The sequence below is a fragment of the Streptomyces sp. NPDC030799 genome (assembly GCF_055572255.1).
On the sequence record NZ_JBVIDS010000006.1, the window covers coordinates 24984 to 49291 of the forward strand.

24 protein-coding genes are annotated in these 24308 nt (G+C 70.5%); 10 read left to right on the forward strand and 14 right to left on the reverse strand.

Features of this window, described 5'->3' with window-relative positions; genetic code table 11:
- The first annotated feature begins 126 nt into the window (after window positions 1–126).
- Complete coding sequence (locus ACZ41I_RS16245; RefSeq protein ID WP_363216715.1) at window positions 127–816, forward strand: helix-turn-helix domain-containing protein; 690 nt, start codon at window positions 127–129, stop codon at window positions 814–816.
- Here the strand turns inward: ACZ41I_RS16245 and ACZ41I_RS16250 are convergent.
- On the reverse strand, window positions 813–1838 hold the full coding sequence (locus ACZ41I_RS16250) for an ATP-dependent 6-phosphofructokinase (RefSeq protein WP_351250171.1): 1026 nt from the start codon (window positions 1836–1838) through the stop codon (window positions 813–815). The two genes, ACZ41I_RS16245 and ACZ41I_RS16250, sit on opposite strands and share 4 nt — an antisense overlap.
- Before the next feature lie 180 nt (window positions 1839–2018).
- Between ACZ41I_RS16250 and pta the strand changes: the two genes are divergently transcribed.
- From pta to pyk, 3 genes are all read left to right on the forward strand, one after another.
- Window positions 2019–4094 (forward strand): phosphate acetyltransferase, encoded by a 2076-nt coding sequence (gene pta / locus ACZ41I_RS16255; RefSeq protein ID WP_399764767.1) that lies wholly within the window; start codon window positions 2019–2021, stop codon window positions 4092–4094.
- 20 nt (window positions 4095–4114) lie between these two features.
- Window positions 4115–5323 (forward strand): acetate kinase, encoded by a 1209-nt coding sequence (locus ACZ41I_RS16260; RefSeq protein WP_468514435.1) that lies wholly within the window; start codon window positions 4115–4117, stop codon window positions 5321–5323.
- 84 nt (window positions 5324–5407) lie between these two features.
- Entirely contained in the window at window positions 5408–6835 is a 1428-nt protein-coding gene (pyk, locus tag ACZ41I_RS16265; RefSeq protein ID WP_363216718.1) for a pyruvate kinase, read from the forward strand.
- 98 nt (window positions 6836–6933) lie between these two features.
- Here the strand turns inward: pyk and ACZ41I_RS16270 are convergent, their stop codons facing one another.
- The 4 genes from ACZ41I_RS16270 to ACZ41I_RS16285 all read right to left on the reverse strand — a co-directional run bounded on the left by ACZ41I_RS16270 (window position 6934) and on the right by ACZ41I_RS16285 (window position 11261).
- Window positions 6934–8328, reverse strand: a complete 1395-nt coding sequence (locus tag ACZ41I_RS16270; protein ID WP_468319194.1) for a hypothetical protein — start codon at window positions 8326–8328, stop codon at window positions 6934–6936.
- Window positions 8318–8905: a DUF6114 domain-containing protein gene (locus ACZ41I_RS16275; RefSeq protein WP_363216720.1), complete on the reverse strand. Its 588-nt coding sequence runs from the start codon at window positions 8903–8905 to the stop codon at window positions 8318–8320. The genes ACZ41I_RS16270 and ACZ41I_RS16275 overlap by 11 nt, the downstream gene beginning before the upstream one ends.
- Before the next feature lie 117 nt (window positions 8906–9022).
- Window positions 9023–9670, reverse strand: coding sequence for a DUF6230 family protein (locus ACZ41I_RS16280; RefSeq protein ID WP_363216721.1), 648 nt, complete (start codon window positions 9668–9670; stop codon window positions 9023–9025).
- Between the two features lie 622 nt (window positions 9671–10292).
- Complete coding sequence (locus ACZ41I_RS16285; protein ID WP_468514436.1) at window positions 10293–11261, reverse strand: tetratricopeptide repeat protein; 969 nt, start codon at window positions 11259–11261, stop codon at window positions 10293–10295.
- A 212-nt stretch (window positions 11262–11473) separates the two neighbouring features.
- Between ACZ41I_RS16285 and ACZ41I_RS16290 the strand changes: the two genes are divergently transcribed.
- The gene (locus ACZ41I_RS16290; RefSeq protein ID WP_363216723.1) at window positions 11474–12100 is read left to right on the forward strand and encodes a TetR/AcrR family transcriptional regulator; all 627 of its coding nucleotides are present in this window, start codon (window positions 11474–11476) and stop codon (window positions 12098–12100) included.
- Here the strand turns inward: ACZ41I_RS16290 and ACZ41I_RS16295 are convergent.
- From ACZ41I_RS16295 to ACZ41I_RS16310, 4 genes are all read right to left on the reverse strand, one after another.
- Window positions 12097–13797, reverse strand: a complete 1701-nt coding sequence (locus tag ACZ41I_RS16295) for an acyl-CoA mutase large subunit family protein (RefSeq protein WP_363216724.1) — start codon at window positions 13795–13797, stop codon at window positions 12097–12099. The two genes, ACZ41I_RS16290 and ACZ41I_RS16295, sit on opposite strands and share 4 nt — an antisense overlap.
- 82 nt (window positions 13798–13879) lie before the next feature.
- Entirely contained in the window at window positions 13880–14218 is a 339-nt protein-coding gene (locus ACZ41I_RS16300) for a DUF3817 domain-containing protein (RefSeq protein ID WP_363216725.1), read from the reverse strand.
- A gap of 55 nt (window positions 14219–14273) precedes the next feature.
- Window positions 14274–14783 carry a MarR family winged helix-turn-helix transcriptional regulator gene (locus tag ACZ41I_RS16305; protein WP_363216726.1) on the reverse strand — a complete coding sequence of 170 codons (510 nt, stop codon included), beginning with the start codon at window positions 14781–14783 and terminating at the stop codon, window positions 14274–14276.
- Window positions 14784–14794: 11 nt separating this feature from the next.
- Entirely contained in the window at window positions 14795–16033 is a 1239-nt protein-coding gene (locus ACZ41I_RS16310; RefSeq protein WP_468514437.1) for an MFS transporter, read from the reverse strand.
- Window positions 16034–16109: 76 nt separating this feature from the next.
- On the opposite strand from ACZ41I_RS16310, the gene ACZ41I_RS16315 reads away from it, so the two are divergent.
- Window positions 16110–17096 (forward strand): ArsR/SmtB family transcription factor, encoded by a 987-nt coding sequence (locus ACZ41I_RS16315; RefSeq protein WP_468319200.1) that lies wholly within the window; start codon window positions 16110–16112, stop codon window positions 17094–17096.
- On the opposite strand, the gene ACZ41I_RS16320 is transcribed toward ACZ41I_RS16315, so the two are convergent.
- Both ACZ41I_RS16320 and ACZ41I_RS16325 read right to left on the reverse strand, forming a co-directional pair.
- Complete coding sequence (locus tag ACZ41I_RS16320; protein WP_363216730.1) at window positions 17093–17398, reverse strand: MTH1187 family thiamine-binding protein; 306 nt, start codon at window positions 17396–17398, stop codon at window positions 17093–17095. The genes ACZ41I_RS16315 and ACZ41I_RS16320 overlap by 4 nt on opposite strands.
- Window positions 17395–17739, reverse strand: a complete 345-nt coding sequence (locus tag ACZ41I_RS16325) for a DUF3817 domain-containing protein (RefSeq protein WP_363216731.1) — start codon at window positions 17737–17739, stop codon at window positions 17395–17397. The genes ACZ41I_RS16320 and ACZ41I_RS16325 overlap by 4 nt, the downstream gene beginning before the upstream one ends.
- 154 nt (window positions 17740–17893) lie before the next feature.
- Here ACZ41I_RS16325 and ACZ41I_RS16330 point away from each other — a divergent pair, with 154 nt between their 5' ends.
- The 4 genes from ACZ41I_RS16330 (at window position 17894) to ACZ41I_RS16345 (ending at window position 20569) form a co-directional block, all read left to right on the forward strand.
- A complete protein-coding gene (locus ACZ41I_RS16330; RefSeq protein WP_363216732.1) occupies window positions 17894–18532 on the forward strand; it encodes an AIM24 family protein in 639 nt (212 codons plus the stop codon).
- Between the two features lie 2 nt (window positions 18533–18534).
- Entirely contained in the window at window positions 18535–19185 is a 651-nt protein-coding gene (locus ACZ41I_RS16335; protein ID WP_399764746.1) for an AIM24 family protein, read from the forward strand.
- 14 nt (window positions 19186–19199) lie between these two features.
- Window positions 19200–20000: an AIM24 family protein gene (locus tag ACZ41I_RS16340; protein ID WP_468514587.1), complete on the forward strand. Its 801-nt coding sequence runs from the start codon at window positions 19200–19202 to the stop codon at window positions 19998–20000.
- 92 nt (window positions 20001–20092) lie between these two features.
- A complete protein-coding gene (locus tag ACZ41I_RS16345) occupies window positions 20093–20569 on the forward strand; it encodes a MarR family winged helix-turn-helix transcriptional regulator (RefSeq protein ID WP_031171854.1) in 477 nt (158 codons plus the stop codon).
- Window positions 20570–20658: 89 nt separating this feature from the next.
- Here ACZ41I_RS16345 and ACZ41I_RS16350 read toward each other — a convergent pair whose 3' ends face one another.
- From ACZ41I_RS16350 to ACZ41I_RS16360, 3 genes are all read right to left on the reverse strand, one after another.
- Complete coding sequence (locus tag ACZ41I_RS16350) at window positions 20659–21849, reverse strand: MFS transporter (RefSeq protein ID WP_468514588.1); 1191 nt, start codon at window positions 21847–21849, stop codon at window positions 20659–20661.
- A gap of 236 nt (window positions 21850–22085) precedes the next feature.
- Window positions 22086–23042, reverse strand: coding sequence for a methylmalonyl Co-A mutase-associated GTPase MeaB (gene meaB / locus ACZ41I_RS16355; RefSeq protein ID WP_468514438.1), 957 nt, complete (start codon window positions 23040–23042; stop codon window positions 22086–22088).
- A 50-nt stretch (window positions 23043–23092) separates the two neighbouring features.
- Window positions 23093–24292 (reverse strand): acetyl-CoA C-acetyltransferase, encoded by a 1200-nt coding sequence (locus tag ACZ41I_RS16360; RefSeq protein WP_468514439.1) that lies wholly within the window; start codon window positions 24290–24292, stop codon window positions 23093–23095.
- Between the last annotated feature and the right edge of the window lie 16 nt (window positions 24293–24308).

Below are 24308 nucleotides of genomic sequence, written 5' to 3' on the forward strand. Positions count from 1 at the left end.
GGGTGTCGGCTCCGTAACATCCGTCCGGTTACATACCGAACGGACGGAACTGTACATTCCCACAACCGGTGATCCTGTCGGAACGGACCGTAGCCATGGTGACAGCGGGCCCCTAGCTTGTGCGGGGTGCGCCAACCCTCAGCTCCCCCCTTCAACGCCCCGGCGGCCCGCCGGCTGCGCGCCGCGCTCGGCATGGGCCCCGAGCACGTCGCGTACGGCATGCGGGCCTCGTACGGGCTGCCGTACGTCACACCCGATCTCGTGATCGCCTGGGAACGCGGCATCGCCTCCCCGGGAAACGCCGAACTCACCGCCCTCGCAGGCGTCTTGTGGTGTTCCGCGGGCGAGCTGCTGGGCCGGCCGCAGAGCCTGCGCGAGCATCGCATCGCCCGTGCCGTCGCGCCCGAGGACGTCGCCCACGCCGTCGGCATGGACCTGCGCGGCTATCTGCGCATGGAGGAGAGCGGGCAGTGGCGCGGCAATGAGCGGCAGTCGGCGGCGCTGGCCGAGGTACTGGGTCTGGCCCTGCCCGACTTCGTCGCCGTCACCGGCCGTGAGGCCAAGCTCGCCGACCTGCTGCACAGCGCGGTCACCACCCGCTGGCAGGCCTATGTGCGGCCGGTGATGAAACTGGCGCCCCTGGACAAGGCGGTCGTGGAGGACGTGCTGCAGGAGCTGTACGACGACTACCAGGGGCACATGGCCGCCACCCTCAGCTGGGGCGGCGGCAGCAGGGGTGCCAGCGAGTCCGGCCGGGAGTTCCTCGACCGGATCGTGGAGAACTTCTGGAAGACCGTGGAGGACAAGAGCGCCTAGAAAACCGACTCGGCCTCGTCCATCCGGTCCTTCGGCACCGTCTTCAGTTCGGTGACCGCCTCCGCGAGCGGCACCATCACGATGTCGGTGCCGCGCAGCGCGGTCATCCTGCCGAACTGGCCGCGGTGCGCGGCCTCGACGGCGTGCCAGCCGAAGCGGGTGGCGAGGACACGGTCGTAGGCGGTGGGCACGCCGCCGCGCTGGACGTGGCCGAGGATGACCGGCTTGGCCTCCTTGCCGAGGCGCCGCTCCAGCTCGTACGCCAGCGCGGTGCCGATGCCCTGGAAGCGCTCATGGCCGTACTGGTCGATCTCGCCCTTGCCGTAGTCCATGGTGCCGTCGATGGGGTGGGCGCCCTCGGCGACGCAGATCACGGCGAACTTCTTGCCGCGGGAGAAGCGCTCCTCGACCATCTTGACCAGGTCGGCCGGGTCGAAGGGGCGCTCGGGCAGGCAGATGCCGTGGGCGCCGGCGGCCATGCCGGACTCCAGGGCGATCCAGCCGGCGTGCCGGCCCATGACCTCGACGACCATCACGCGCTGGTGGGACTCGGCCGTGGTCTTCAGGCGGTCCATGGCCTCCGTGGCCACGCCGACCGCGGTGTCGAAACCGAAGGTGCGGTCGGTGGAGGAGATGTCGTTGTCGATGGTCTTGGGGACGCCGACGACCGGCAGGCCCGCGTCGGAGAGCATCCGGGCCGCGGTCAGCGTGCCCTCGCCGCCGATCGGGATCAGCGCGTCGATGCCGAACTCCTCGACCATGTCGGCGGCGCCCTCGCAGGCCTCGCGCAGCCGGTCGCGCTCCAGCCGGGAGGAGCCGAGGATGGTGCCGCCGCGGGCCAGGATGCCGCTGACCGCGTCCAGGTCGAGGGTGCGGTAGTGCCGGTCGAGCAGACCTCGGTAGCCGTCCTCGAAGCCGATGACCTCGTCGCCGTACTGCGCCACCGCCCGGTGCACGACCGACCGGATCACGGCGTTCAGGCCGGGGCAGTCGCCGCCTGCGGTGAGAACTCCGATGCGCATCGTGCTGTGTCTCCTGCTCGCTGTCGGTGCCGGTGAGCCACTGTCGATTGTTTCACGTCCACCGGGGCGGTGAACCACTTGACGGGCGCCTTATCCGGGACCAGGGGTATTGTCAAGAGGGTTCTGCTCACCTTGGTGGGCGATTTTTATGCCGACGACGATGAGGAACGGAGTGGACACGTGACGCGCAGCGTGTACGTGACCGGGATCGACCGCGGTGACGGCCGCCAGGTCGTGGAGCTGGGAGTCATGGAACTCCTGACCCGGCAGGTCGACCGGGTGGGCGTCTTCCGTCCGCTCGTGCACGACGGCCCGGATCGGCTGTTCGAGTTGCTGCGGTCGCGGTACCGCCTCTCGCAGGACCCGGCGACGGTCTACGGCATGGACTACCACGAGGCGTCCGCGCTCCAGGCCGAGCAGGGCACCGACGAACTGGTCTCGGCGCTGGTCGACCGCTTCCACCTGGTGGCCCGCGACTACGACGTCGTCCTCGTCCTCGGCACCGACTTCGCCGACACCCAGCTCCCGGACGAGCTGTCCCTGAACGCCCGGCTGGCCAACGAGTTCGGCGCCTCCGTGATCCCGGTCGTCGGCGGCCGCAAGCAGCCGGCCGAGTCGGTGCTGGCCGAGACGCGCAACGCCTACCGGGCCTACGACGGCCTCGGCTGCGACGTGCTGGCGATGGTCGCCAACCGGGTGGCCCGCGAGGACCGCGACGAGATCGCCGAGCGGCTCGCCACCCGGCTGCCGGTCCCCTGCTACGTCGTCCCCGACGAGCCCGCGCTGTCCGCGCCGACCGTCTCCCAGATCGCCCACGCCCTCGACGCCAAGGTACTGCTCGGCGACGACTCCGGGCTCGCCCGGGACGCGCTGGACTTCGTCTTCGGCGGCGCCATGCTGCCCAACCTCCTCGGCGCCCTGACGCCGGGCTGCCTGGTCGTCACCCCGGGCGACCGCGCCGACCTGGTCGTCGGCTCGCTGGCCGCGCACAGCGCCGGCACCCCGCCGATAGCCGGCGTGCTGCTCACCCTGAACGAGGTGCCGCGCGACGAGATCCTCACCCTCGCCGCCCGCCTCGCCCCCGGCACCCCCGTGCTCTCCGTGACCGGCAACAGCTTCCCCACCGCCGAGCAGCTGTTCTCGCTGGAGGGCAAGCTGAACGCGGCCACCCCGCGCAAGGCGGAGCGGGCGCTCGGCCTCTTCGAGCGGTATGCCGACACCGCCGAGCTGGCCCGCCGGGTCTCGGCGCCGAGCAGCGACCGGGTCACCCCGATGATGTTCGAGCACAAGCTGCTGGAGCAGGCCCGCTCCGACAAGCGGCGGGTCGTGCTTCCCGAGGGCACCGAGGAGCGGGTGCTGCACGCGGCCGAGGTGCTGCTGCGCCGGGGCGTGTGCGACCTGACCCTGCTCGGCCCCGTCGACCAGATCCGCAAGAAGGCCGCCGACCTCGGCGTCGACCTCGGCGACACCCAGCTGATCGACCCGGCCACCTCGGAACTGCGCGACGCCTTCGCCGAGCAGTACGCCCAGATCCGGGCCCACAAGGGCGTCACCGTCGAGCTGGCCTACGACGTCGTCTCCGACGTGAACTACTTCGGCACGCTGATGGTGCAGGAGGGCCTGGCCGACGGCATGGTGTCGGGGTCCGTCCACTCCACGGCCGCCACCATCCGGCCCGCCTTCGAGATCATCAGGACCAAGCCCGACTCCTCGATCGTCTCCTCGGTGTTCTTCATGTGCCTGGCCGACAAGGTGCTGGTCTACGGCGACTGCGCGGTCAACCCGGACCCGAACGCCGAGCAGCTCGCGGACATCGCCGTCCAGTCGGCCGGTACGGCCGCGCAGTTCGGCGTGCAGCCCAGGATCGCGATGCTGTCGTACTCCACCGGTACGTCCGGCTCGGGCGCCGACGTCGACAAGGTGCGCGCGGCCACCGAGCTGGCCCGCTCCCGGCGGCCGGACCTGAAGATCGAGGGGCCGATCCAGTACGACGCGGCCGTGGAGCCGTCCGTCGCCGCGACCAAGCTGCCCGACTCCGATGTCGCCGGGCAGGCGACGGTTCTGATCTTCCCGGACCTCAATACGGGCAACAACACGTACAAGGCCGTGCAGCGTTCGGCCGGCGCGATCGCCGTCGGACCGGTCCTGCAGGGTCTGCGCAAGCCGGTCAACGACCTGTCCCGGGGCGCGCTCGTCCAGGACATCGTCAACACCGTCGCCATCACGGCGATCCAGGCCCAGACGCCCGCCAACTGAGCAGAGAGCATTTCCACACCGTGACCGCGACCCGCGTCCTCGTCCTCAACTCCGGCTCCTCGTCGGTGAAGTACCAGCTGCTCGACATGCGCGACCGCAGCCGGCTCGCCGTCGGACTGGTGGAGCGCATCGGCGAACAGACCTCCCGGCTCAAGCACACCTGCCTCACCTCCGGCGACACCCGCGAGCACAGCGGGCCGATCGCCGACCACGACGCCGCGCTCAAGGCGGTCGCCGAGGAGCTGAGCCGGGACGGCCTGGGCCTGGACTCGCCGGAACTGGCCGCCATCGGGCACCGGGTGGTGCACGGCGGCATGTTCTTCACCGAGCCGACCGTCGTCGACGACGAGGTGCTCGCCGAGATCGAGCGGCTGATCCCGGTCGCCCCGCTGCACAACCCGGCCAACCTCACCGGCATCCGCACCGCGCAGGCGCTGCGCCCCGACCTGCCCCAGGTCGCCGTCTTCGACACCGCGTTCCACACGACGATGCCCGAGTCGGCGGCGCGCTACGCGATCGACCCGAAGATCGCCGACCGCCACCGCATCCGCCGCTACGGCTTCCACGGCACCTCGCACGCGTATGTCGCGCGGGAGACGGCGCGGCTGCTGGGCAAGGACCCGTCCGAGGTCAACGTGATCGTGTTGCACCTGGGCAACGGCGCCTCCGCGTCGGCGGTGGAGCGGGGCCGGTGCGTGGACACCTCCATGGGGCTCACGCCTTTGGAGGGGCTCGTGATGGGTACGCGATCCGGTGATCTGGATCCGGCCGTCATCTTCCATTTGACCCGGGTTGGCGAAATGTCCATGGACGAGATCGACACTCTTCTCAACAAGAGGAGCGGTCTGTTCGGCCTGTGCGGGGACAACGACATGCGGGAGATCCGCCGCCGGATCGACGAGGGCGACGAAGAGGCCGCTCTCGCGTTCGACATTTACATTCACCGGCTCAAGAAGTACATCGGCGCCTATTACGCCGTTCTCGGCACGGTGGACGCGGTCGCGTTCACGGCCGGGGTCGGCGAGAACGCGGCGCCCGTGCGGGAAGCGGCGATCGCGGGCCTGGAGGGGCTGGGCCTGGCGGTCGACCCGGGGCGGAACGCGGTGCGCTCCGGCGAGCCGCGGCTGATCTCGCCGCAGGACGCGCGGGTGGCGGTGGCCGTGGTGCCGACGGATGAAGAACTGGAGATCGCGACGCAGACCTACGCACTGGTCGGAATGAACAACTGAATAGCACCTGAGCGGTGCGGCACTCATTTGTATCTTCCGCCAGACGGAATATTCCGTTGCGAAACAAACCGATAGGATCGCCCCATGCGCCGTTCGAAAATCGTCTGTACTCTCGGCCCCGCGGTCGACTCCCACGAGATGCTCGTCGCCATGATCGAGGCGGGCATGAATGTGGCCCGGTTCAACTTCAGCCACGGCTCCCACGCCGAGCACCAGGCGCGGTACGACCGCGTCCGGGCCGCGTCCAAGGAGACCGGCCGGCCCATCGGCGTCCTCGCCGACCTGCAGGGCCCCAAGATCCGTCTGGAGACCTTCGCCGAGGGTCCGGTCGAGCTCGAACGAGGTGACGAGTTCGTCATCACGACCGAGGACGTGCCGGGCGACAAGCACGTCTGCGGTACGACGTACAAGGGGCTGCCGGGCGACGTCTCGCGCGGCGACCAGGTCCTGATCAACGACGGCAACGTCGAGCTGAAGGTGCTGGACGTCGAGGGCCCCCGGGTCAAGACGATCGTCATCGAGGGCGGTGTGGTCTCCGACCACAAGGGCATCAACCTGCCCGGTGCGGCCGTCAACGTGCCCGCGCTGAGCGAGAAGGACGTCGAGGACCTGCGCTTCGCCCTCCGCATGGGCTGCGACATGGTCGCGCTGTCCTTCGTCCGGGACGCCAAGGACATCCACGACGTGCACCGCGTCATGGACGAGGAGGGCCGCCGGGTCCCGGTCATCGCCAAGGTGGAGAAGCCCCAGGCGGTGCAGAACATGGAGGACGTCGTCGCGGCATTCGACGCCGTGATGGTGGCCCGCGGTGACCTCGCCGTCGAGTACCCGCTCGAAAAGGTCCCCATGGTGCAGAAGCGCCTGATCGAGCTGTGCCGGCGCAACGCCAAGCCGGTGATCGTGGCGACCCAGATGATGGAGTCGATGATCACCAACTCCCGTCCGACCCGCGCCGAGGCCTCCGACGTGGCCAACGCGATCCTGGACGGCGCCGACGCGGTCATGCTGAGCGCCGAGTCGTCGGTGGGCGCCTACCCGGTCGAGACGGTCAAGACCATGTCGAAGATCGTCACCGCGGCCGAGCAGGAGCTGCTCTCCAAGGGCCTGCAGCCGCTGGTGCCGGGCAAGAAGCCGCGCACCCAGGGCGGCTCGGTGGCCCGCGCGGCCTGCGAGATCGCCGACTTCCTCGGCGGCCGCGGCCTGATCGCGTTCACCCAGTCCGGTGACACCGCGCGCCGTCTGTCCCGCTACCGCGCGACCCAGCCGATCATCGCCTTCACCACGGACGAGGCCACCCGTAACCAGCTCACCCTGAGCTGGGGCGTGGAGTCGCACATCGTGCCGTTCGTGAACACCACGGACGAGATGGTCGACCTGGTGGACCAGGAGATCGCCCGGCTGGGCCGCTTCGACGCGGGCGACACGGTCATCATCACGGCCGGCTCGCCCCCCGGCGTCCCCGGCACCACCAACATGCTCCGCGTCCACCACCTGGGCACGCAGGGCAACTGACGGTCCCGGCAAGGGCCTTGCACGGCGCTGAGGGCGCCCCCTGGAATCAGGGGGCGCCCTCAGCTGTGTGCGGCTCCCGAACGGGCTTGCGGGACCGGTCAGTCGGTCGTGTACACATGCATGCCGGGCACATGCAGGTTGCCGCCGAACTGGGCGGCCTGGACCACCTTGACGTTGGTGAAGTAGATCAGCGGGAGGTTCAGCGGGGGCGGGCTGTCCGGCGTGAACTTCATCGGGATCAGGCCGAACAGGTTGCCCGAGATGCTCTCGGTGTACATCACGGTGTCGCCGCCCCGGATGGTGGACGTCGACCCCTTGGCAGCCTGCACGTGGTAGGTCTTGCCGGACAGCTTGTCCTTCACCGTCTGGTGCAGGTCGCCGATGTCCGTGCCGCCGGAGATGACGTACTTGAGCACCTTCTTGGTGGTGCCGGACGCCGTCTTCACCTCGACGATGCCCTTGTAGTCGGCGCCCTTCAGCAGGAGCGAGCTGGCGTCCAGGTACCAGGGGTCGTCGGCCACCGGCACCTTGTTGTCGACGCCGCTGACGTCGTCCGTGGCCTTGGGACAGTTCTCCGCCGAGGCGGAGTCGCTCGCGGACGGGCTCGGCGTGGCGGACCCCGCCGTGTCCTTGACCGTCCTGGTGGTGTCCCCGGCCGTCCTGGAGACCGTGTCGGTGGTCTTCTTCACCGTGTCCCCGGCCGTCTTGTCCACCGTGTCCCCGACCGTCTTGGTGGTCTTGGAGACGGTGTCACCGACGGTGTCGGAGACCTTGGAACCGGAGGACGACGCATCCGACGTGGACGAATCCGGCGTGGAGGGGTGCGAGGACGCGCTCGCCGACGGGGTCGCGGACGGCGTCGCGCTCGCGGCCGAGCTGCCGGAGTCCGTGCCGCCGGTGAGGATGCCGCCGAGCGTGTCGCCGATGGTGTCCAGCAGGCCGCCGCCGCTCTTGGAGGCCGACGGGGTGGGCGTGGCCGTGGCATCGCCGGAGGACGACGAGCCGGAGCCCGAGTCCGACCCGGAGGAGCTGGAGGAGCCGGAGGTCGCGGTCGGCTTGGGCGTGGCCTTGTCACCGGAACCTGAATCCGGCGAAGAGGACGTGCCCGAGTCGCCGGACTTCGTGTCCTTCGAGTCCTTGGCGTCGGCGCTCGCCGAGGGCGACGGGGTGGCCTTGTCACCGGACGCGCTCTCCGAGGCGGAGGGCGAGGGCGACGACGAGGCGTCCTTGGAGTCGCCCAGCGCCTTGACGCAGTCCTGGTAGTCCGCCGCCTTCTGGCTGTTGGACGTACCGGCACTGTCCGCGAGGGCCAGCGAGGACGTGAAGCCCATGCCCATCAGCACCGCCGTCGGCATCGCCACGGAGGCGATCGCCTTCCCGGCCGGCATGTGGAACCTGGTGAACAGCGGCTTCCTGGGTGCCGCGTGGCGGGGCCCGGTTCTCGCGCGGGACCCGTCCACATCGGTCCCGCGGGTCACCTCGTCAGCCGGCACTGTGCCTCCCGTTCGCCCCGTTGGCCGGGCTCGTTCCTGACAGGTCGTTCTCCCCAGGTGCGGTGAAGCCCTGGTAGGGCACATCACCCAGCCCGTCCGTGCGCTGCTGGGGCAGCGGCGCGGTCTGCGGGTCCCCGCCCTCGCCCGGCGCCGCCTCGGCGGGCGGCTGCTGCTGCGGCGGGGCACCCGGCGACCAGGCGATGGCCATCGCTCCGCCGGTCAGCGAGAACACGAAGCCGACGATGAAGCCGCCGATGTTGGACAGCGGGATGGACACCAGCGCCAGGAGAATCGCCGCGACACCCGCGAACACCCGGATGTGCCGCTGGAACCAGAGCGTGATGCCGAGGACGATGAGCAGCGCACCGATGATCAGGGAACTGGAGCCGCCGGGCGTCCCCATCGTCATCGTGAGATGGCCCAGCTGCAGGTGTGCGTAGGGAAAGTACAGGATGAGAAAGCCGCCGAGCATGACGAACAGTCCGGCCCAGAACGGACGGGTGCCCCGCCAGGCGCGGAACTGCAGCCTCCGGCGGGTGAACTGGCCGGGTGCGGCGGCAGAGGTCTCGGCGCTCATGGAAAACAGCTCCCTGGTGCGGCGTTGCTGTGGTGGTGATGTGAGCCGTGTGTGAAAACGCGGCCGGTGGCGGAACGGGCGGGGGCGCCATTGGCTCCCCCGCCCGTCACCGAGCGCCTAGTAGCACTCGATTCCCTTGCCGTCGCCCTTGTGCAGCGACATGTGGAGACCACTGAGCTTGAACGTGCCGGCGGTGGTGGCCCACGCCGTCTGCCGCACGTTGGTCAGATCGGCCGAGTCGGCCTGCTGGGCGAAGCCGTACGGGTTGGCCTGCTCCCCGTTGCCCTTCATGCCCGGACCCTTGCTCGCGTCCTTGGCAGCCACACCGATGTCGATGTTGTTGAAGGTCGCGTCGGCGGCCAGGTCATCGACGTCGATGAAGAGGTTGTGAGCCTGAACCGCGTCGTGACCCTTGCCGCCGGCCTCCAGCCGGAGGGTGACCGAACCGAAGAACGGCACATCCGGGGTGACCACGGACTGGCACATGTTCGTGATCGAGGCGTCCTTGAACGACGAGACGGCGACGGGGTGGGCCGTCTTCTTCCCGTCGAGCGTGTAGCCGCTGTCGATCGCGCCGTACTGGGCGAAACCCTCGCCGTGCAGGCTGTCAGCCGTCACCTTGAACTGCTGACCCGACACGCTGAACGAGGCAGCAAGAGCGCCCTGCGCGAGGGCGACACCTATGCATGCCGTGGCGGCGACGCTGGGCACCATGACCACAGCGAACCGCTTCCATCTGGTCCCGCCACGCACCTGGGACTCCATATTTCCTCCTTCTCGGACGTACATCTCCTGGCCCGGACTCGCCGCAGTCGGCGGCTCAGCCGGGCAGGGATGGGAGAAGTGCTACGTCCTCGGGAAGGAGAGCGCCCGCACTCGGAGGCGCGAACCGCACCCGAATCACCGGCGATCACCCCCGAGCGACAACCACTGGTCGCGCCTGACACGCATCACGCACAACCCTGCTGGACAGGCTTCGCCGGCCGGCGAAGACCCCCCTGCCCTGGACCCGGCGCCACTGCCGCCGGCCCTGCTCGGTGGGGACCCAGATTCTCCCGTCACCCGACCGGATGCCGGGGTACGGAAATGGACCGAGCGTCGCCGATCGTGGTGCATTCTCGCGCCGGACACAAGGGGGTTCGTTACTGGCTAGTAACGGGCGGATAACCGGAGGACGACCGACCGGTCTCGAAGTGCGACTCTGGGTGGCATCCAGGGGCAGAGCAAAGCCGTTGATCCCTGGACGAAACCAGACAGACCAACGGCCTCGACTTACTCGGAGTAACAGATTGCGCGATTACCAAGATTTGGTAAAGCGCAGTCGCCCTGACGCCTCGTCGGCAAATCTTTCACCCCGGCATCACAAGCCGTGGTGTTTAGCAACTGGTCAGAACAGGGCGCGCGCGAGCGCTCTGCGTGCGCCCACCACGCGCGCGTCCTCGGGCCCCACGACCTCGAACAGCTCCAGCAGCCGACGCCGTACCGTGTCCCGGTCGTCACCGGCCGTGCGCTGCACGGTCTCGATCAGCCGGCCGAAGGCGTCCTCGACATGCCCGCCCACCAGGTCCAGGTCGGCGGCGGCGATCTGCGCGTCGACGTCCTTCGGCCTCTCGGCAGCCTCCTGACGGACCTTCTGCGGATCGAAGCCCTGCACCCGCTGCAGCAACTCGGCCTGCGCCAGGCCCAGTTTCGCCTCGGGGTGGGCCGGGTCGTCGGCCAGTACGTTCTTGTAGGCCTGGACGGCACCGGCCAGGTCACCGGCGTCCAGGGCCTGCGCGGCGGCGTTCAGCAAGGCGTCGTACGGACCCGCCTGCTCGACGGCCGCACCGCCGCCCGGCTGCGCGTCCGGGTCGACACTCAGGCCGGTGATGCCGAACCGCTGCTCGGCGACCTGCACCAGCTGGTCCAGGGTCTGCCGGATCTGCTGCTCGCCGGCCGCTCCCTGGAACAGCGGCAGCGCCTGTCCGGCCACAACGGCGAACACGGCCGGGATGCCCTGCACCCCGAACTGCTGCATCAGCATCTGGTTGGCGTCGACGTCGATCTTGGCGAGGAGGAAGCGCCCGTCGTACTCGACGGCCAGCCGCTCCAGGACCGGGCTCAGCTGCTTGCAGGGCTGGCACCACTCGGCCCAGAAGTCGATGACGACGGGCACCTCGGCGGAGCGCTGGAGGACATCGCTCTCAAAGCCCGCCTCATCGACGTCGATGACGAGATCGGCCGGGGAGACGGCCCCCGTGCCGCCCTGCCGGGCGGCCTCCGCGCGCGTCTGCTCGGCCTTGGCCTTGGCCTCCTGGGCCGCCTTCACCGCGGCGAGGTCGACGACGCCGCTCATGGACATGTTCCGTGGCTGCATGCGTCTATCCTCCCCCGTTACCGCGTCGGAATGAAAAAGCAGTGGGTGCGGGCGCCGGGTCCCCACCCCACGCCGCATGAATCGCCGCTCGTGTACGTCCCTCACGAGCTTTCGCTACGAGTCGTAGCGTAATGCCATGCAGGGGCCGCGCGACACCACACCCCGGTGATCTCCCTCACGACCGCACAGTTCCCGCCGGTTATGGTCAAGGGATGCAGAGCCGCACTCCCGCCAGCCGAACCGGTCGTCCGCGCAGCGCCGCCGCGGACACCGCGATCCTGGCCGCGACCAGGGATGCGCTGGTGGAACTGGGCTGGTCCAAGCTCACCCTGGGAGACGTGGCGACGCGTGCCGGCGTCGCGAAGACGACGCTGTACCGCCGCTGGGCCGGCAAGCCGGAGCTGGTGTGCGACGCCGTGGCGGAGCTGTTCGACGAACTGGAACTCCCCGACCGCGGCAGCCTCGCGGCCGACATCGAGGGCGTGGTTCTGCAGTTCGCGGCGATCCTGGCCCGCCCGGAGGCGAAGAGCGGCCTGATGGCGGTGGTCGCCGAGTCCACCCGCGACGACGCCCTGCGCGAGCGCATCCGCGCCTCCATCGTGGAGCGTCAGATGCGGCTGGTTCTGGAGGGCCGCGCACGGGCCCAGCAGCGGGGCGAACTCCCCCCGGAACCCGACCCGGAGGAGTCCGCCCGCACGGTCGACCTGATCTTCGACATGGTCGCGGGCGCAGTGGTCCACCGCACCCTGGTGAGCGGCAAGCCGGCCGACGAGGAGTGGGTACGCGGTTTCACGCGCGTACTGCTGCTGGGCCTGGCTTCTGAGCCGACCGGGTCCTAGAAGCCGGCCGGCTCGGTGTACACCCCCCACTCGTCCCGCAGCACACCGCAGATCTCCCCCAGCGTGGCCTCGGCCCGCACGGCGTCCAGCATCGGCTCGATCATGTTGTCCCCGGACCGCGCCGCACCCAGCATGGCCTCCAGCGCGGAGCGCACCGCGGACTCGTCCCGCGCCGTCTTCCGCTCGGAGAGCACCCGCACCTGCTCCCGCTCCACCTCATGGCTGACCCGCAGGATCTCCAGGTCCCCGGTGACGGACCCGGTGTGCACATTGACGCCTACGACCCTCTTGTCGCCCTTCTCCAGCGCCTGCTGGTACCGGAAGGCGGACTCGGCGATCTCGCCGGTGAACCAGCCGTCCTCGATCCCGCGCAGGATCCCGGAGGTGATCGGCCCGATCGGGTGCCGCCCGTCCGGGTGGGCCCGAAGCCCCCGCTCCTTGATCTGCTCGAAGATCTTCTCCGCGTCGGCCTCGATCCGGTCCGTCAGCTGCTCGACGTACCAGGAACCGCCCAGCGGGTCGGCCACGTTGCCGACCCCGGTCTCCTCCATCAGCACCTGCTGCGTGCGCAGCGCGATCTCCGCCGCCTGCTCGGAGGGCAGGGCGAGCGTCTCGTCCAGCGCGTTGGTGTGCAGCGAGTTGGTCCCGCCGAGCACGGCGGCCAGCGCCTCCACGGCGGTACGGACCACGTTGTTGTACGGCTGCTGCGCGGTCAGCGAGACCCCGGCGGTCTGCGTGTGGAACCGCAGCCACTGGGCCTTGTCGCTCTTCGCGCCGTACACGTCCCGCATCCAGCGCGCCCAGATGCGGCGCGCGGCCCGGAACTTGGCGATCTCCTCGAAGAAGTCGACGTGCGCGTCGAAGAAGAAGGAGAGTCCCGGCGCGAACACATCCACGTCGAGACCCCGGCTGAGCCCCAGCTCCACGTACCCGAAGCCGTCGGCCAGCGTGTACGCCAGCTCCTGTGCGGCCGTCGCGCCCGCCTCGCGGATGTGGTAGCCGGAGACGGACAGCGGCTTGTAGGCGGGGATGCCGGCGGCGCAGTACTCCATCAGGTCGCCGATGAGGCGCAGATGCGGTTCGGGCTGGAAGAGCCACTCCTTCTGCGCGATGTACTCCTTGAAGATGTCCGTCTGGAGGGTCCCGTTGAGCACTCCCGGATCCACGCCCTGCCGCTCGGCGGCGACCAGGTACATGCAGAAGACGGGCACGGCCGGACCGCTGATGGTCATGGACGTCGTCACATCGCCCAGCGGGATGTCCTTGAACAGGACCTCCATGTCTGCGGCCGAGTCGATGGCGACGCCGCAGTGCCCGACCTCGCCGAGCGAGCGGGGGTCGTCGGAGTCGCGGCCCATCAGCGTCGGCATGTCGAAGGCGACGGACAGTCCCCCACCACCGGCGGCGAGGATCATCTTGTACCGCTCGTTGGTCTGCTCGGCGTTGCCGAACCCGGCGAACTGCCGGATCGTCCAGGTACGCCCGCGGTAGCCGGTCGGATGGAGGCCGCGGGTGAAGGGGTACTCCCCGGGCCAGCCGATCCGCTCGAATCCCTCGTACGTGTCGCCCGGTCGGGGCCCGTACACCGGCTCCACGGGGTCGCCGGAGAGCGTGGTGAAGTCAGCGTCGCGCTTGCGCGCGGCGTCGTAGCGGGCCTGCCAGCGCCGGCGGCCCTCCTCGATGGCGTGAGCGTCCATGCCTTCGAATTTACTTGGACGTCCTAGTAAATGTCGATGGCTGACCGCCGCACGACGCTCGTACGGCGGTGGAGCGGGGACCTCAGGCCTCGGCGACGGCCGGGGCCTGGCCGGCGACCTTGGCCTCCAGCTCGCGGCTGATCTTCCGCTCGACGATGAAGGCGGCGGTGGGGATGGTCCCCGCGAGCAGCACCCACAGCTGCTTGCCGACGGGCCACTTCGCCTTCGAACCCAGGTCGAAGGCGAAGACCAGGTAGATCACGTACAGCCAGCCATGGGCGATGGCGACGACCCGGGTGAAGTCCGCGGCGCCGTCGATGTGGAGCCCGTACTTCGCGATCATGCTCAGGCACAGCAGCACCAGCAGGACACCGGTGGTGTAGGCCATGACGCGGTAGCGGGTCAGCACGCTCTTTTTCATGAAGTCGAGCGTAACCACCCGTTCCGGGAGATCTTTCCCGGGGTCGGCCGAGGGGTCACTCCTCGTCGAAGTCGTGTGCCGCGATGCGCAGCGGCCGGAGCAGCGCGAAGATCTCCGCACACTCCTCCGCGTCGTACACGCCGAGCCCGAAGTCCATGGCCATGAGGTCGCGGGTGGCCGCGTCGACCACCTCGCGGCCCTTGTCGGTGATGACGGCGAGGGTGCCGCGCCCGTCGTTGGGATTGGGCCGCTTGGCCACCAGCCCGGACCTCACCAGCCGGTCGACGGTGTTCGTGACGGACGTCGGATGCACCATCAGCCGCTCGCCGATCTTGGACATGGGCAGCTCACCGGCCTTGGAGAAGGTGAGCAGCACCAGCGCCTCGTACCGCGCGAACGTCAGTCCGTACGGCTTGACCACCGCGTCCACCTCGGCGAGCAGGATCTGCTGGGCCCGCATGATCGAGGTGATCGCGGCCATGGACGGCACGTTTCCCCAACGCTGCTTCCAGAGCTCGTCGGCGCGGGCGATGGGGTCGAAGGGGAGGCTGAGAGGCTTGGGCACGTCATCAGACCCTACCGGCCGGTCATATTCCGGGCAGCCCCGTCTCGGCTTTCGGTCGCCCGAGCCGCGGCGGCGAGGCCGCAGCAGCACAGGACGCCCACCGCACCGGCCCCCGCCACCGCCGCCCGTACGCCCGCCACCTGCGCGGCCACCCCGGCCAGCGCCATGCCGACGCCCTGGACGGTCATCAGCCCGGCGCTCAGCACGGTCATGGCCCGCCCGCGCAGCTCCTCCGGCACGGCCCGGACGAACCACTGGTCCAGGCCCAGGGTGTACGCCGAGCCGGCCCCGGACAGCAGCAGGAGCAGCAGCGAGGCGGTGAGCCCGGGGCGCAGGGCGAAGCCGAGGTACGGCAGCAGGGTCAGACACAGCAGGGGAAGCGCGACGCGTTCGCGTGCCAGGGGTGCGAGCCTGGCACCGGCGAACAGCTCGCCTGCCACCGTGCCGACCGGCAGCGCGCACATCAGCAGCCCGAGACCCGTGGAACCGCTGCCCAGCTCGTCCGCGTACGGCGCCGCCAGTGCCTCGGGGACGACCGAGAACGCCGCCGGCATCCAGAACAGGAGCAGCAGGACGCGCACCCGGCGGTCGGCGAACAGCGGGCGCAGACCCGGCGCGGTGTCCGTGCGCCGGTCGGTGCGGGCGGGGCGGTGCCGGGTGCCGCAGCGCAGCAGCACGGCGGAGGCGAGGAACGTGCCCACGGTGATCAGCAGGGCATGGCGCGGGCTGACGGCGGTGAGCAGCAGACCGCCGAGGCCGTAGCCGACGAGCAGGGTGCTCTGGGCGACGATCCGCAGCAGGGAGCGGCCGAGCACGAACAGGTCGCCGTCGCCGAGGACGTCGGCCAGCGTGGCCATGCGGGTGCCGGCGAACACCGGGGAGACGACGGCCGGCGCGCAGCGCAGCGCGAGGAGCAGGCCGATACCGGCGCCGGGGACGGTCATCAGGGCCACGCAGCCGGCGCACACCAGGTCGCAGCCGACGAGCACCCGGCGGGCCGGGAAGCGGTCGGCGACGGGTGCGAGGAGGGTGCCGCCGACGGCGTACGGCAGGAAGCCCAGTGCGAAGGTGAGCGCGCTGAGCAGGGGCGAGCGGGTGAGGTCGTAGACGAGGACGGTCAGCGCGATCTCGCTGACGATCACGCCGACCATGGACAGCACATGGGCGGCGAAGACGGCCCGGAACTCGGGCACGGCGAAGACACGGCGGTAGCCGGCGGGCGCCGGGGCGGCCTGCGGTGGTGCGGACATGCCGGGCAGCGTGCCGGGAGACGGACCGGCAGCCGTAGAGTTTCGGCTCCAGCCGAATCTTCCCCGGAGGTCGCCCGTGCCCTCGCGTCTGCACTTCGGTGACGACGACTTCCTGCGCTGCCGGTTCGCGATCTCGCCGCTGTGGGAGACACAGGAGGCGGTGCGCACCCTCAACCGGCCCGACCGGCACGCCTACCAGGCGCCCTGGCTGCGCCGGATCAGGGACGCGGCGGCCGGGCTCGACCTGGCTCCGCTGTGGCTGCTGATGCCCCGGCGCGGGCACTCACCGGACTGGCTCGGCGCACCACCGATCGGACCGGCGGCCACGTTCGAGGAGGAGATCGCGGCCGTACGGGCGTCCGACCCGGAAGCGGCCCGCGAGGACACCGCCCAGTCGCTGGCCTGCACCCCGGGCGCGCTTCGGTCGCCGCGGGGCCGGGCCTGGCTCGCGGACCCGGCACGGATGATCCAGGAGCTGGCGGACGCCATGGAGGCGGCCTGGCGGGCCCTGATCGCGCCGCACTGGCCCCGGCTGCGGGCGCTGCTGGAGGCGGACGTGGCCTTCCACTCGCGGCGGCTGGCCGAGGTGGGGCTCGGCACGCTGCTGCCGGAACTGGACGGCCGGCTGTCCTGGGACGGCCGTACGCTGACGCTCGCGCTGCACACCGAGCACACCCGCGACCTCGACGGCCGGGGCCTGGTCCTGATGCCGAGCGTGTTCTCGTGGCCCGACGTGATCACGGGTTTCGAGCCCCCGTGGCAACCCACGCTGGTCTACCCGGCCCGCGGCATCGCCGGCCTGTGGACCGAGCCGGGCGCCGGAACCCCGGAGGCGCTGGTACGGCTGCTGGGCCGCAACAGGGCGGCGGTCCTGTCCGCGCTGGACGAACCGGCGACCACCTCGGCCCTGGCCCACCGGCTGCGACTCGCCCCGTCGTCGGTGTCGTCCCACCTGACGGTGCTGCGCGACGCGGGCCTGCTGACGGCACGCCGGTACGGCCACCAGGTGCTGTACGAACGCACACCCCTGGGCATGGCCCTGACGGCGGGACACCCGGCCTAGGCGCCCGGCCCCTGGGCCAGATACCGCTCCACCGTCTCCACCTTGGAGGTGAGCCCATCGCTCACGCCGGGGCGGATGTCGGCCTTGAGGACGAGGGAAACCCGCGGCGCCCGTTCCTCCACGGCGGCGACCGCCCGCTTGACGACGTCCATGACCTGGTCCCAGTCGCCCTCGACGGACGTGAACATCGCGTCGGTGCGGTGGGGCAGGCCCGACTCGCGGACCACGCGAACGGCGTCGGCGACGTACTCCCCCACGTCCTCGCCGACCCCGAGGGGCGTCACGGAGAAGGCGACGATCATGCGTTCACGACTCCTTCCTTGCGGGCGCGGGCCGCGATGACGGCGTCCTCGGCCTCGCGGCGCAGCTTGCGCTCGGCGAAGAAGCCACCCGTGGGCAGCACCGAGAGAAGGAAGTAGAGGAGCCCGGTCCGCACGGGCCACTTGGTGCGGTTCCAGGCGTCCGCCCAGAAGATCACGTACAGGACGAACAGGACGCCGTGGACCGCGCCCATCACGGGGACCGCGTTGAAGTCGGTGGTGCGCTTCAGCACCGAGCAGACGAGCAGGATCAGGAAGGACACGGCCTCCGGGGCCGAGACCAGGCGGAGGCGGCGGAGGGCGGTGGCGGTCTTGATGTCCACGAGTCACCTTCGATGGGAGGGACGTCCACGGTTTGTGAACGCAAGCACAAACGTCCGCCCATTGTGGCAAACGGTGACCCCAGGGGTCCGCTCAGGGTCGATATCCACCCACAGGACCTGTTCCGTCCACCCGTGCCGCCGCTACTTTCACTGCGTGGCGACGTTCCGACTGCAGGGAAACAAGGTGCTCGCCGTCGACATGACCGGGGACGCCGTGAAGGCGAAGAACGGCTCGATGGTCGCGTACGACGGGCAGATGAGCTTCAAGAGGCTGAGTGGTGGCGGGGAAGGGCTGCGCGGCATGGTGACGCGGCGGCTCACCGGCGAGCAGATGACGGTGATGGAGGTGAAGGGGCACGGCACCTGCTGGTTCGCGGACCGCGCCGCGGAGATCAACCTGGTCGGCCTCCACGGGGACAAGCTCTACGTGGAGTCGAGCAACCTGCTCGCGACCGACGCGGGACTGCGCACGGGCACGACGTTCACCGGCCTGCGCGGGGCCTCGCAGGGCAACGGGCTGTTCACGACGACCGTCGAGGGGCACGGGCAGGCCGCGATCATGTCCGACGGGCCGGCGGTGGTGCTCCGGGTCGCCCCGCAGTACCCGCTGATCGTCGACCCGGGCGCGTACATCGCCCATCAGGGCAGCGTCCGGCAGTCCTTCCAGTCCGGCGTGACGTTCCGCACACTCCTCGGGGAGGGCGGCGGCGAGGCCTTCCAGATCCGCTTCGAGGGCGACGGACTGGTGTATGTGCAGCCGAGCGAGCGGAACACGATCGCGGGGGATCTGTAGCCATGGCCTTCCGAGAGATCAACTCCAAGATGGTCGAGGCGACCGTGCTGCCCGGCCGGCGGCTGTTCAGCCAGCGCGGCGCGATGCTCGCCTACAAGGGGGACGTGTCCTTCACGCCGAACCTCCAGGGCGGCCAGGGCGGGCCGGCATCCATGATCGGGCGCCGGGTGACGGGCGAGGCGACCCCGCTGATGACCGTCGAGGGCAACGGCACGGTCTTCTTCGGGCACGGCGGCCACCACGTCCATGTCATCCACCTCACGGGCGACACCCTCTACGTCGAGGCCGACCGCCTGCTCGCCTTCGAGGGCACGCTCCGGCAGGGGACGATGTTCATGGGCTCCCAGGGCGGCGTGATGGGCCTGGTCCGGGGCCAGGTCACCGGGCAGGGCCTGTTCACCACCACCCTGCAGGGCCAGGGCTCCGTCGCCGTGATGGCACACGGCGGCGTCTTCGAGATCCCGGTCACCCCCCGGCGGCCGGTCCATGTCGACCCGCAGGCCTACGTCGCCCACCACGGCGAGGTCCGCAACAGGCTGTCCACCGCGCTCGGCTGGCGCGAGATGGTGGGCCGCGGCTCCGGGGAGGCCTTCCAGCTGGAGCTGAGCGGCAACGGCACGGTCTACGTCCAGGCCTCGGAGGAAAAGCTGTGAGCGCGCACGCAGGCATGTACGGCACCCCCGGCGGCCCGGTGGTGCACGACCCGATGACACTGCCCGCCGACGACAACGTGAACGCGTACACGTTCTGCGTCGAGCTCAAGAACGGGCAGTGGTTCCTGCAGAAGGGGAAGATGATCGCCTACTACGGGGCGATCGAGTTCAACGGCATCGGGCACGGGCGACTCGACCGACTTGTCCGTACCTCGTTCCATTCGCCACTGCACGCGAGCGACTGGGTCGTGGCGGAGGGCTCCGGCAAGATGCTGCTGGCCGACCGGGCGTTCGACGTCAACTCCTACGACCTGGACGACGGGAACTTGACCATTCGCGCGGGCAACGTGCTCGCTTTTCAGCCAAGTCTCGCACTCAAACAATCGATCGTGCCGGGTTTTCTGACCCTTATCGGAACCGGAAAGTTTGTGGCCGCATCTAACGGTCCGGTGGTGTTCATGGAACCTCCGATCCGGGTCGACCCGCAGGCGCTCGTCGGGTGGGCCGACTGCCCGTCACCGTGCCATCACTACGACCACGGCTATCTGACGGGTGTACTGGGCGGTCTACGTGCAATGACGGGCCTCGGCGGGGTTTCCGGGGAGGAGCACCAGTTCGAGTTCGCGGGCGCCGGGACGGTCCTGCTGCAGTCGTCGGAGACCCTTATGGGCGAGGCGGCGACGGGGGTCGTTCCGTCCGAACCCGGGGTGCCCGGAGGTGGCGCAGCGGCACCGGATGGACACGGTCAGCAACCCTCGGGTGCACCGCGCCTTCCCGGACAGCTGGGGGACCTCCAGCGTCGCTTCGGGCTGTGAGCGGTAGTCTGCGGAGTGTGACGTCGAACGCGTGCGCACTGTCACACCACCCGAAGTAGTTCGTCATTCAACTTCTTAGGTAGACTTCATTCATGGAGACCGAGACGGCCACGCGCTGGCTGACCGATGCGGAGCAGTGCGCCTGGCGCACCCACCTGGAGGTCAACAGGCTGTTGACGTACCAGCTGGAGAAGGATCTGCAGCCGTTCGGCCTGACGATGAACGACTACGAGATCCTCGTCAATCTGTCCGAGTCGGACGACGTACGGATGCGGATGAGTGACCTCGCCTCCGCGACGCTGCAGTCCAAGAGCCGGCTCTCGCACCAGATCACGCGGATGGAGAACGCGAACCTGGTACGCCGCGAGAACTGCGAGTCCGACCGGCGGGGGCTGTACGCCGTGCTGACCGAGCACGGCATGGAGACGATGAAGAAAGTGGCGCCACACCATGTGGCGTCCGTGCGGCGGCACTTCATCGATCTGCTGTCGCCCGAGGCGCTGATAGAGCTGGACAAGGCGCTCAAGCCGATCGCGGAGCATCTGCGCGGTCAGCGCGGACGTCCGTAGCCGCCGGATCCGGCAGCTGCGAGCCGACGGCGGGGCGGAGCGCTCACACACCGCTCCGCCCGCCGGCATCTGCGACCTGCTGCGGGCCGTCACAGCAGGCGGGCGGGGTGCTCCCCGTCCCCCGTGCGAGCCGCGCCCCGGGCCACGGTCAGCGCGGTCAGCAGCATCACCGCACCGGTCACCGCGAAGCACAGCGCCGGTGGCAGCCGGCCGACCAGCACCCCGGAGACCGCGGCACCCGCCGTACCGCCCGCGTTGAGGGCCGTGTTGACCCAGGCACCGGCCCGGACCCGGGCATCGGGCGGCGCGGTCTCGTCGGCGACGAGGTACGCGGTGGTGATCAGCGGGGACACGAAGAGCCCGGCGGCCGCCACCGCCAGGGCGAGCGTGCCCACCCCGTGCGCCAGCCCGGCGGCGCACAGCACCAGACCGAGTCCGGCCGCCTGCAGGGGCAGTCGTGCACCGGCGGTGGCCCGCCACGAGACGGCACCGTTGAGCAGCCCGCCGACGGCGCTTCCGGCGGACAGTGCGGCGAGCACCCAGCCCGCACTGCCCCCGCTGCCGTGCCCCTCGGCGAACGCCACCACCAGCAGCTCGACCACGCCCAGCGCAAGACCGACCCCCGCGGCGGCGACCACCGGCCGCGCCGGCCCGCGCAGCACCCGCCGTCCGGCCGGGCGCCGGTCCCGCTCGCGCCCGCCCGCCGGTACCGCACGCACCGCGGGGGACGACACGAACCCCGCTGTTCCCGCCGCCATCAGCACCGCCCCGGCGAGCACACCGGCCGCCGGCGGGGCGAACCCGACGAGCACCCCGACCAGCAAAGGTCCCGTCACGAACAGCAGTTCCTCGGCGACGGCGTCGAGGCTGTAGGCACGCTGCAGCAGCGCCGGGTCCGGGGCGAGCCGCCCCCACACGGCCCGCATGGTGGGCCCGAGCGGCGGCGTACAGGCCCCGGCGGCGGCCGTCACGGCGCCGAGGACGAGCGGCGGGGCGGCGCCGGGGCGCCAGAGGGTCATCGTCAGCAGCCCGAGCAGCGCGACGTGGGTCCCGGCCATCGGGGCGAGCACGCGCCGCGGCCCGTACCGGTCGATGAGGCCCGCCCGGGCGGGCGACAGGAAGACGCTGGTGGCGGAGAACAGCGCCATGACGGTGCCCGCCACCGCGTACGACCCGGAGGCCCGGGTCACGGCGAGCATCAAGGACAGCGGCGCGACGCCGTACGAGAGCCTGCCGAGCAGGGCGGCGGCGAAGGTACGGCGCGCATGCGGGATGCGCAGGACGGCGGCGTACGAGGGCTCGTCGTCGCCGGAGGCGGGGGGAGGGCAGGCGGTGACAGGCCCTTGGGGCCGCGAAGGGTGCGTGGACACGCTGGGGTTCCTCTGCGGGAGGCGGAAGAGGGGACGCCGAAGGACGCGGTGGCCGTGTGGTCGGCCGCCGCGGTCCGGTGTGCGCTCTACGCCATGGAGAGGAACATGCCGGTCAACCTAGCAGCATGATCGGCACCTCGGGACCCTCAGCCCTCCGTCAGGCCCGCGACCAGCTCGTCCGCCGCGCGGTACGGGTCCAGCTCGCCCGAGACGATGCGCTCCGCGAGCGCGCTCAGGCGGCGGTCCCCGTGCAGGTCGCCGATGCGTTCACGCAGCGCGGTGACGGCGATGGTCTCCACCTCGCGGGCCGCCCGCGCCCTGCGGCGCTCGGCGAGCACGCCGCGCTCCTCCATCCAGGCGCGGTGCTTCTCCAGGGCTTCGACGACCTCGTCGACGCCCTCGGCGCGGGCCGCGACCGTCTTCACGATCGGCGGGCGCCAGTCGCCGGGGCCGCGTGACTCGCCGAGGCCCAGCATGTGGTTCAGCTCTCGGGCGGTGGCGTCGGCGCCGTCCCGGTCCGCCTTGTTGACGACGTACACGTCGCCGATCTCCAGGATGCCCGCCTTGGCCGCCTGGATGCCGTCGCCCATGCCGGGGGCCAGCAGCACGACGCTCGTGTCCGCCTGGGAGGCGATCTCGACCTCCGACTGGCCGACGCCGACCGTCTCGACCAGGATCACGTCGCAGCCGGCCGCGTCGAGGACGCGGATCGCCTGGGGGGCCGCCCAGGCGAGACCGCCCAGGTGGCCCCGGGTGGCCATGGAACGGATGTAGACGCCGGGGTCGGAGGCGTGCTCCGACATACGGACGCGGTCACCGAGCAGGGCGCCGCCCGAGAACGGCGAGGACGGGTCGACGGCCAGGACGCCGACCCGTTTGCCCTGCTTGCGGTAGGCCGTGACGAGGGCGGAGGTGGAGGTGGACTTGCCGACGCCGGGGGAGCCCGTCAGGCCCACCACATACGCGTTGCCGGTCAGCGGGGCCAGCGCCGCCATGACCTCCCTGAGCTGCGGGGACGCCCCCTCCACCAGGGAGATCAGCCGGGCCACGGCCCGTGGCCGGCCTTCCCTGGCCTGGGCCACCAGAGAGGAGACGTCCTGCATCAAACAGCTCCGTTCACTTCAGCGAATACCGTCAGCGGCGTACCGGGACCTCAGGCCTTCGGTACCCGCACGATGAGCGCGTCACCCTGGCCGCCGCCACCGCACAGCGCGGCCGCGCCGACCCCGCCGCCGCGGCGCTTGAGTTCGAGCGCCAGGTGCAGCACGAGCCGGGCGCCGGACATGCCGATCGGGTGACCCAGGGCGATCGCACCACCGTTCACGTTCACCTTTTTGGTGGACACGCCGAGGTCCTTCATTGACTGCACGGCGACCGCGGCGAACGCCTCGTTGATCTCGATCAGGTCGAGGTCGGAGACCTCCAGGCCCTCCTTCTTCAGGGCGTGCCGGATGGCGTTGGACGGCTGCGACTGCAGGGAGTTGTCCGGGCCGGCCACATTGCCGTGCGCGCCGATCTCGGCGAGCCACTCCAGGCCCAGCTCCTCGGCCTTGGCCTTGCTCATCACGACCACGGCCGCCGCACCGTCCGAGATCTGCGAGGAGGAGCCCGCGGTGATCGTGCCCTCGCGGGAGAAGGCCGGGCGGAGCTTGCCCAGCGACTCGGCCGTGGTGTCGCCGCGGATGCCCTCGTCCTTGCTGAACAGCACCGGGTCGCCCTTGCGCTGCGGGATCTCCACCGGGGTGATCTCGGCCTCGAACAGGCCGTTCTTCTGCGCGGCGGCGGCCCGCTGGTGGGACAGGGCGGCGATCTCGTCCTGCTCGGGGCGCTGGATGCCGAGCCGCGTGTTGTGCTTCTCCGTCGACTCGCCCATGGCGATGCCCTCGAAGGAGTCGGTCAGGCCGTCGTAGGCCATCGCGTCGAGCATCTGGACGGCGCCGTACTTGAAGCCCTCGCGGGACTTCGGCAGCAGGTGCGGGGCGTTGGTCATGGACTCCTGGCCGCCGGCCACGACGATGTCGAACTCGCCGGCGCGGATCAGCTGGTCGGCCAGCGCGATGGCGTCCAGGCCGGACAGACACACCTTGTTGATGGTGAGCGCCGGGACGTTCATCGGGATGCCGGCCTTCACTGCCGCCTGGCGGGCCGGGATCTGACCGGCGCCGGCCTGCAGCACCTGGCCCATGATCACGTACTGCACCTGGTCGCCGCCGATCCCCGCACGGTCGAGGGCGGCCTTGATCGCGAAGCCGCCCAGGTCGGCCCCGGAGAAGGACTTGAGGGAGCCCAGGAGTCGTCCCATGGGCGTGCGCGCGCCGGCGACGATCACCGAGCTGGTCGTTCCAGAAGGCATGAGCTGCGATCCCCTT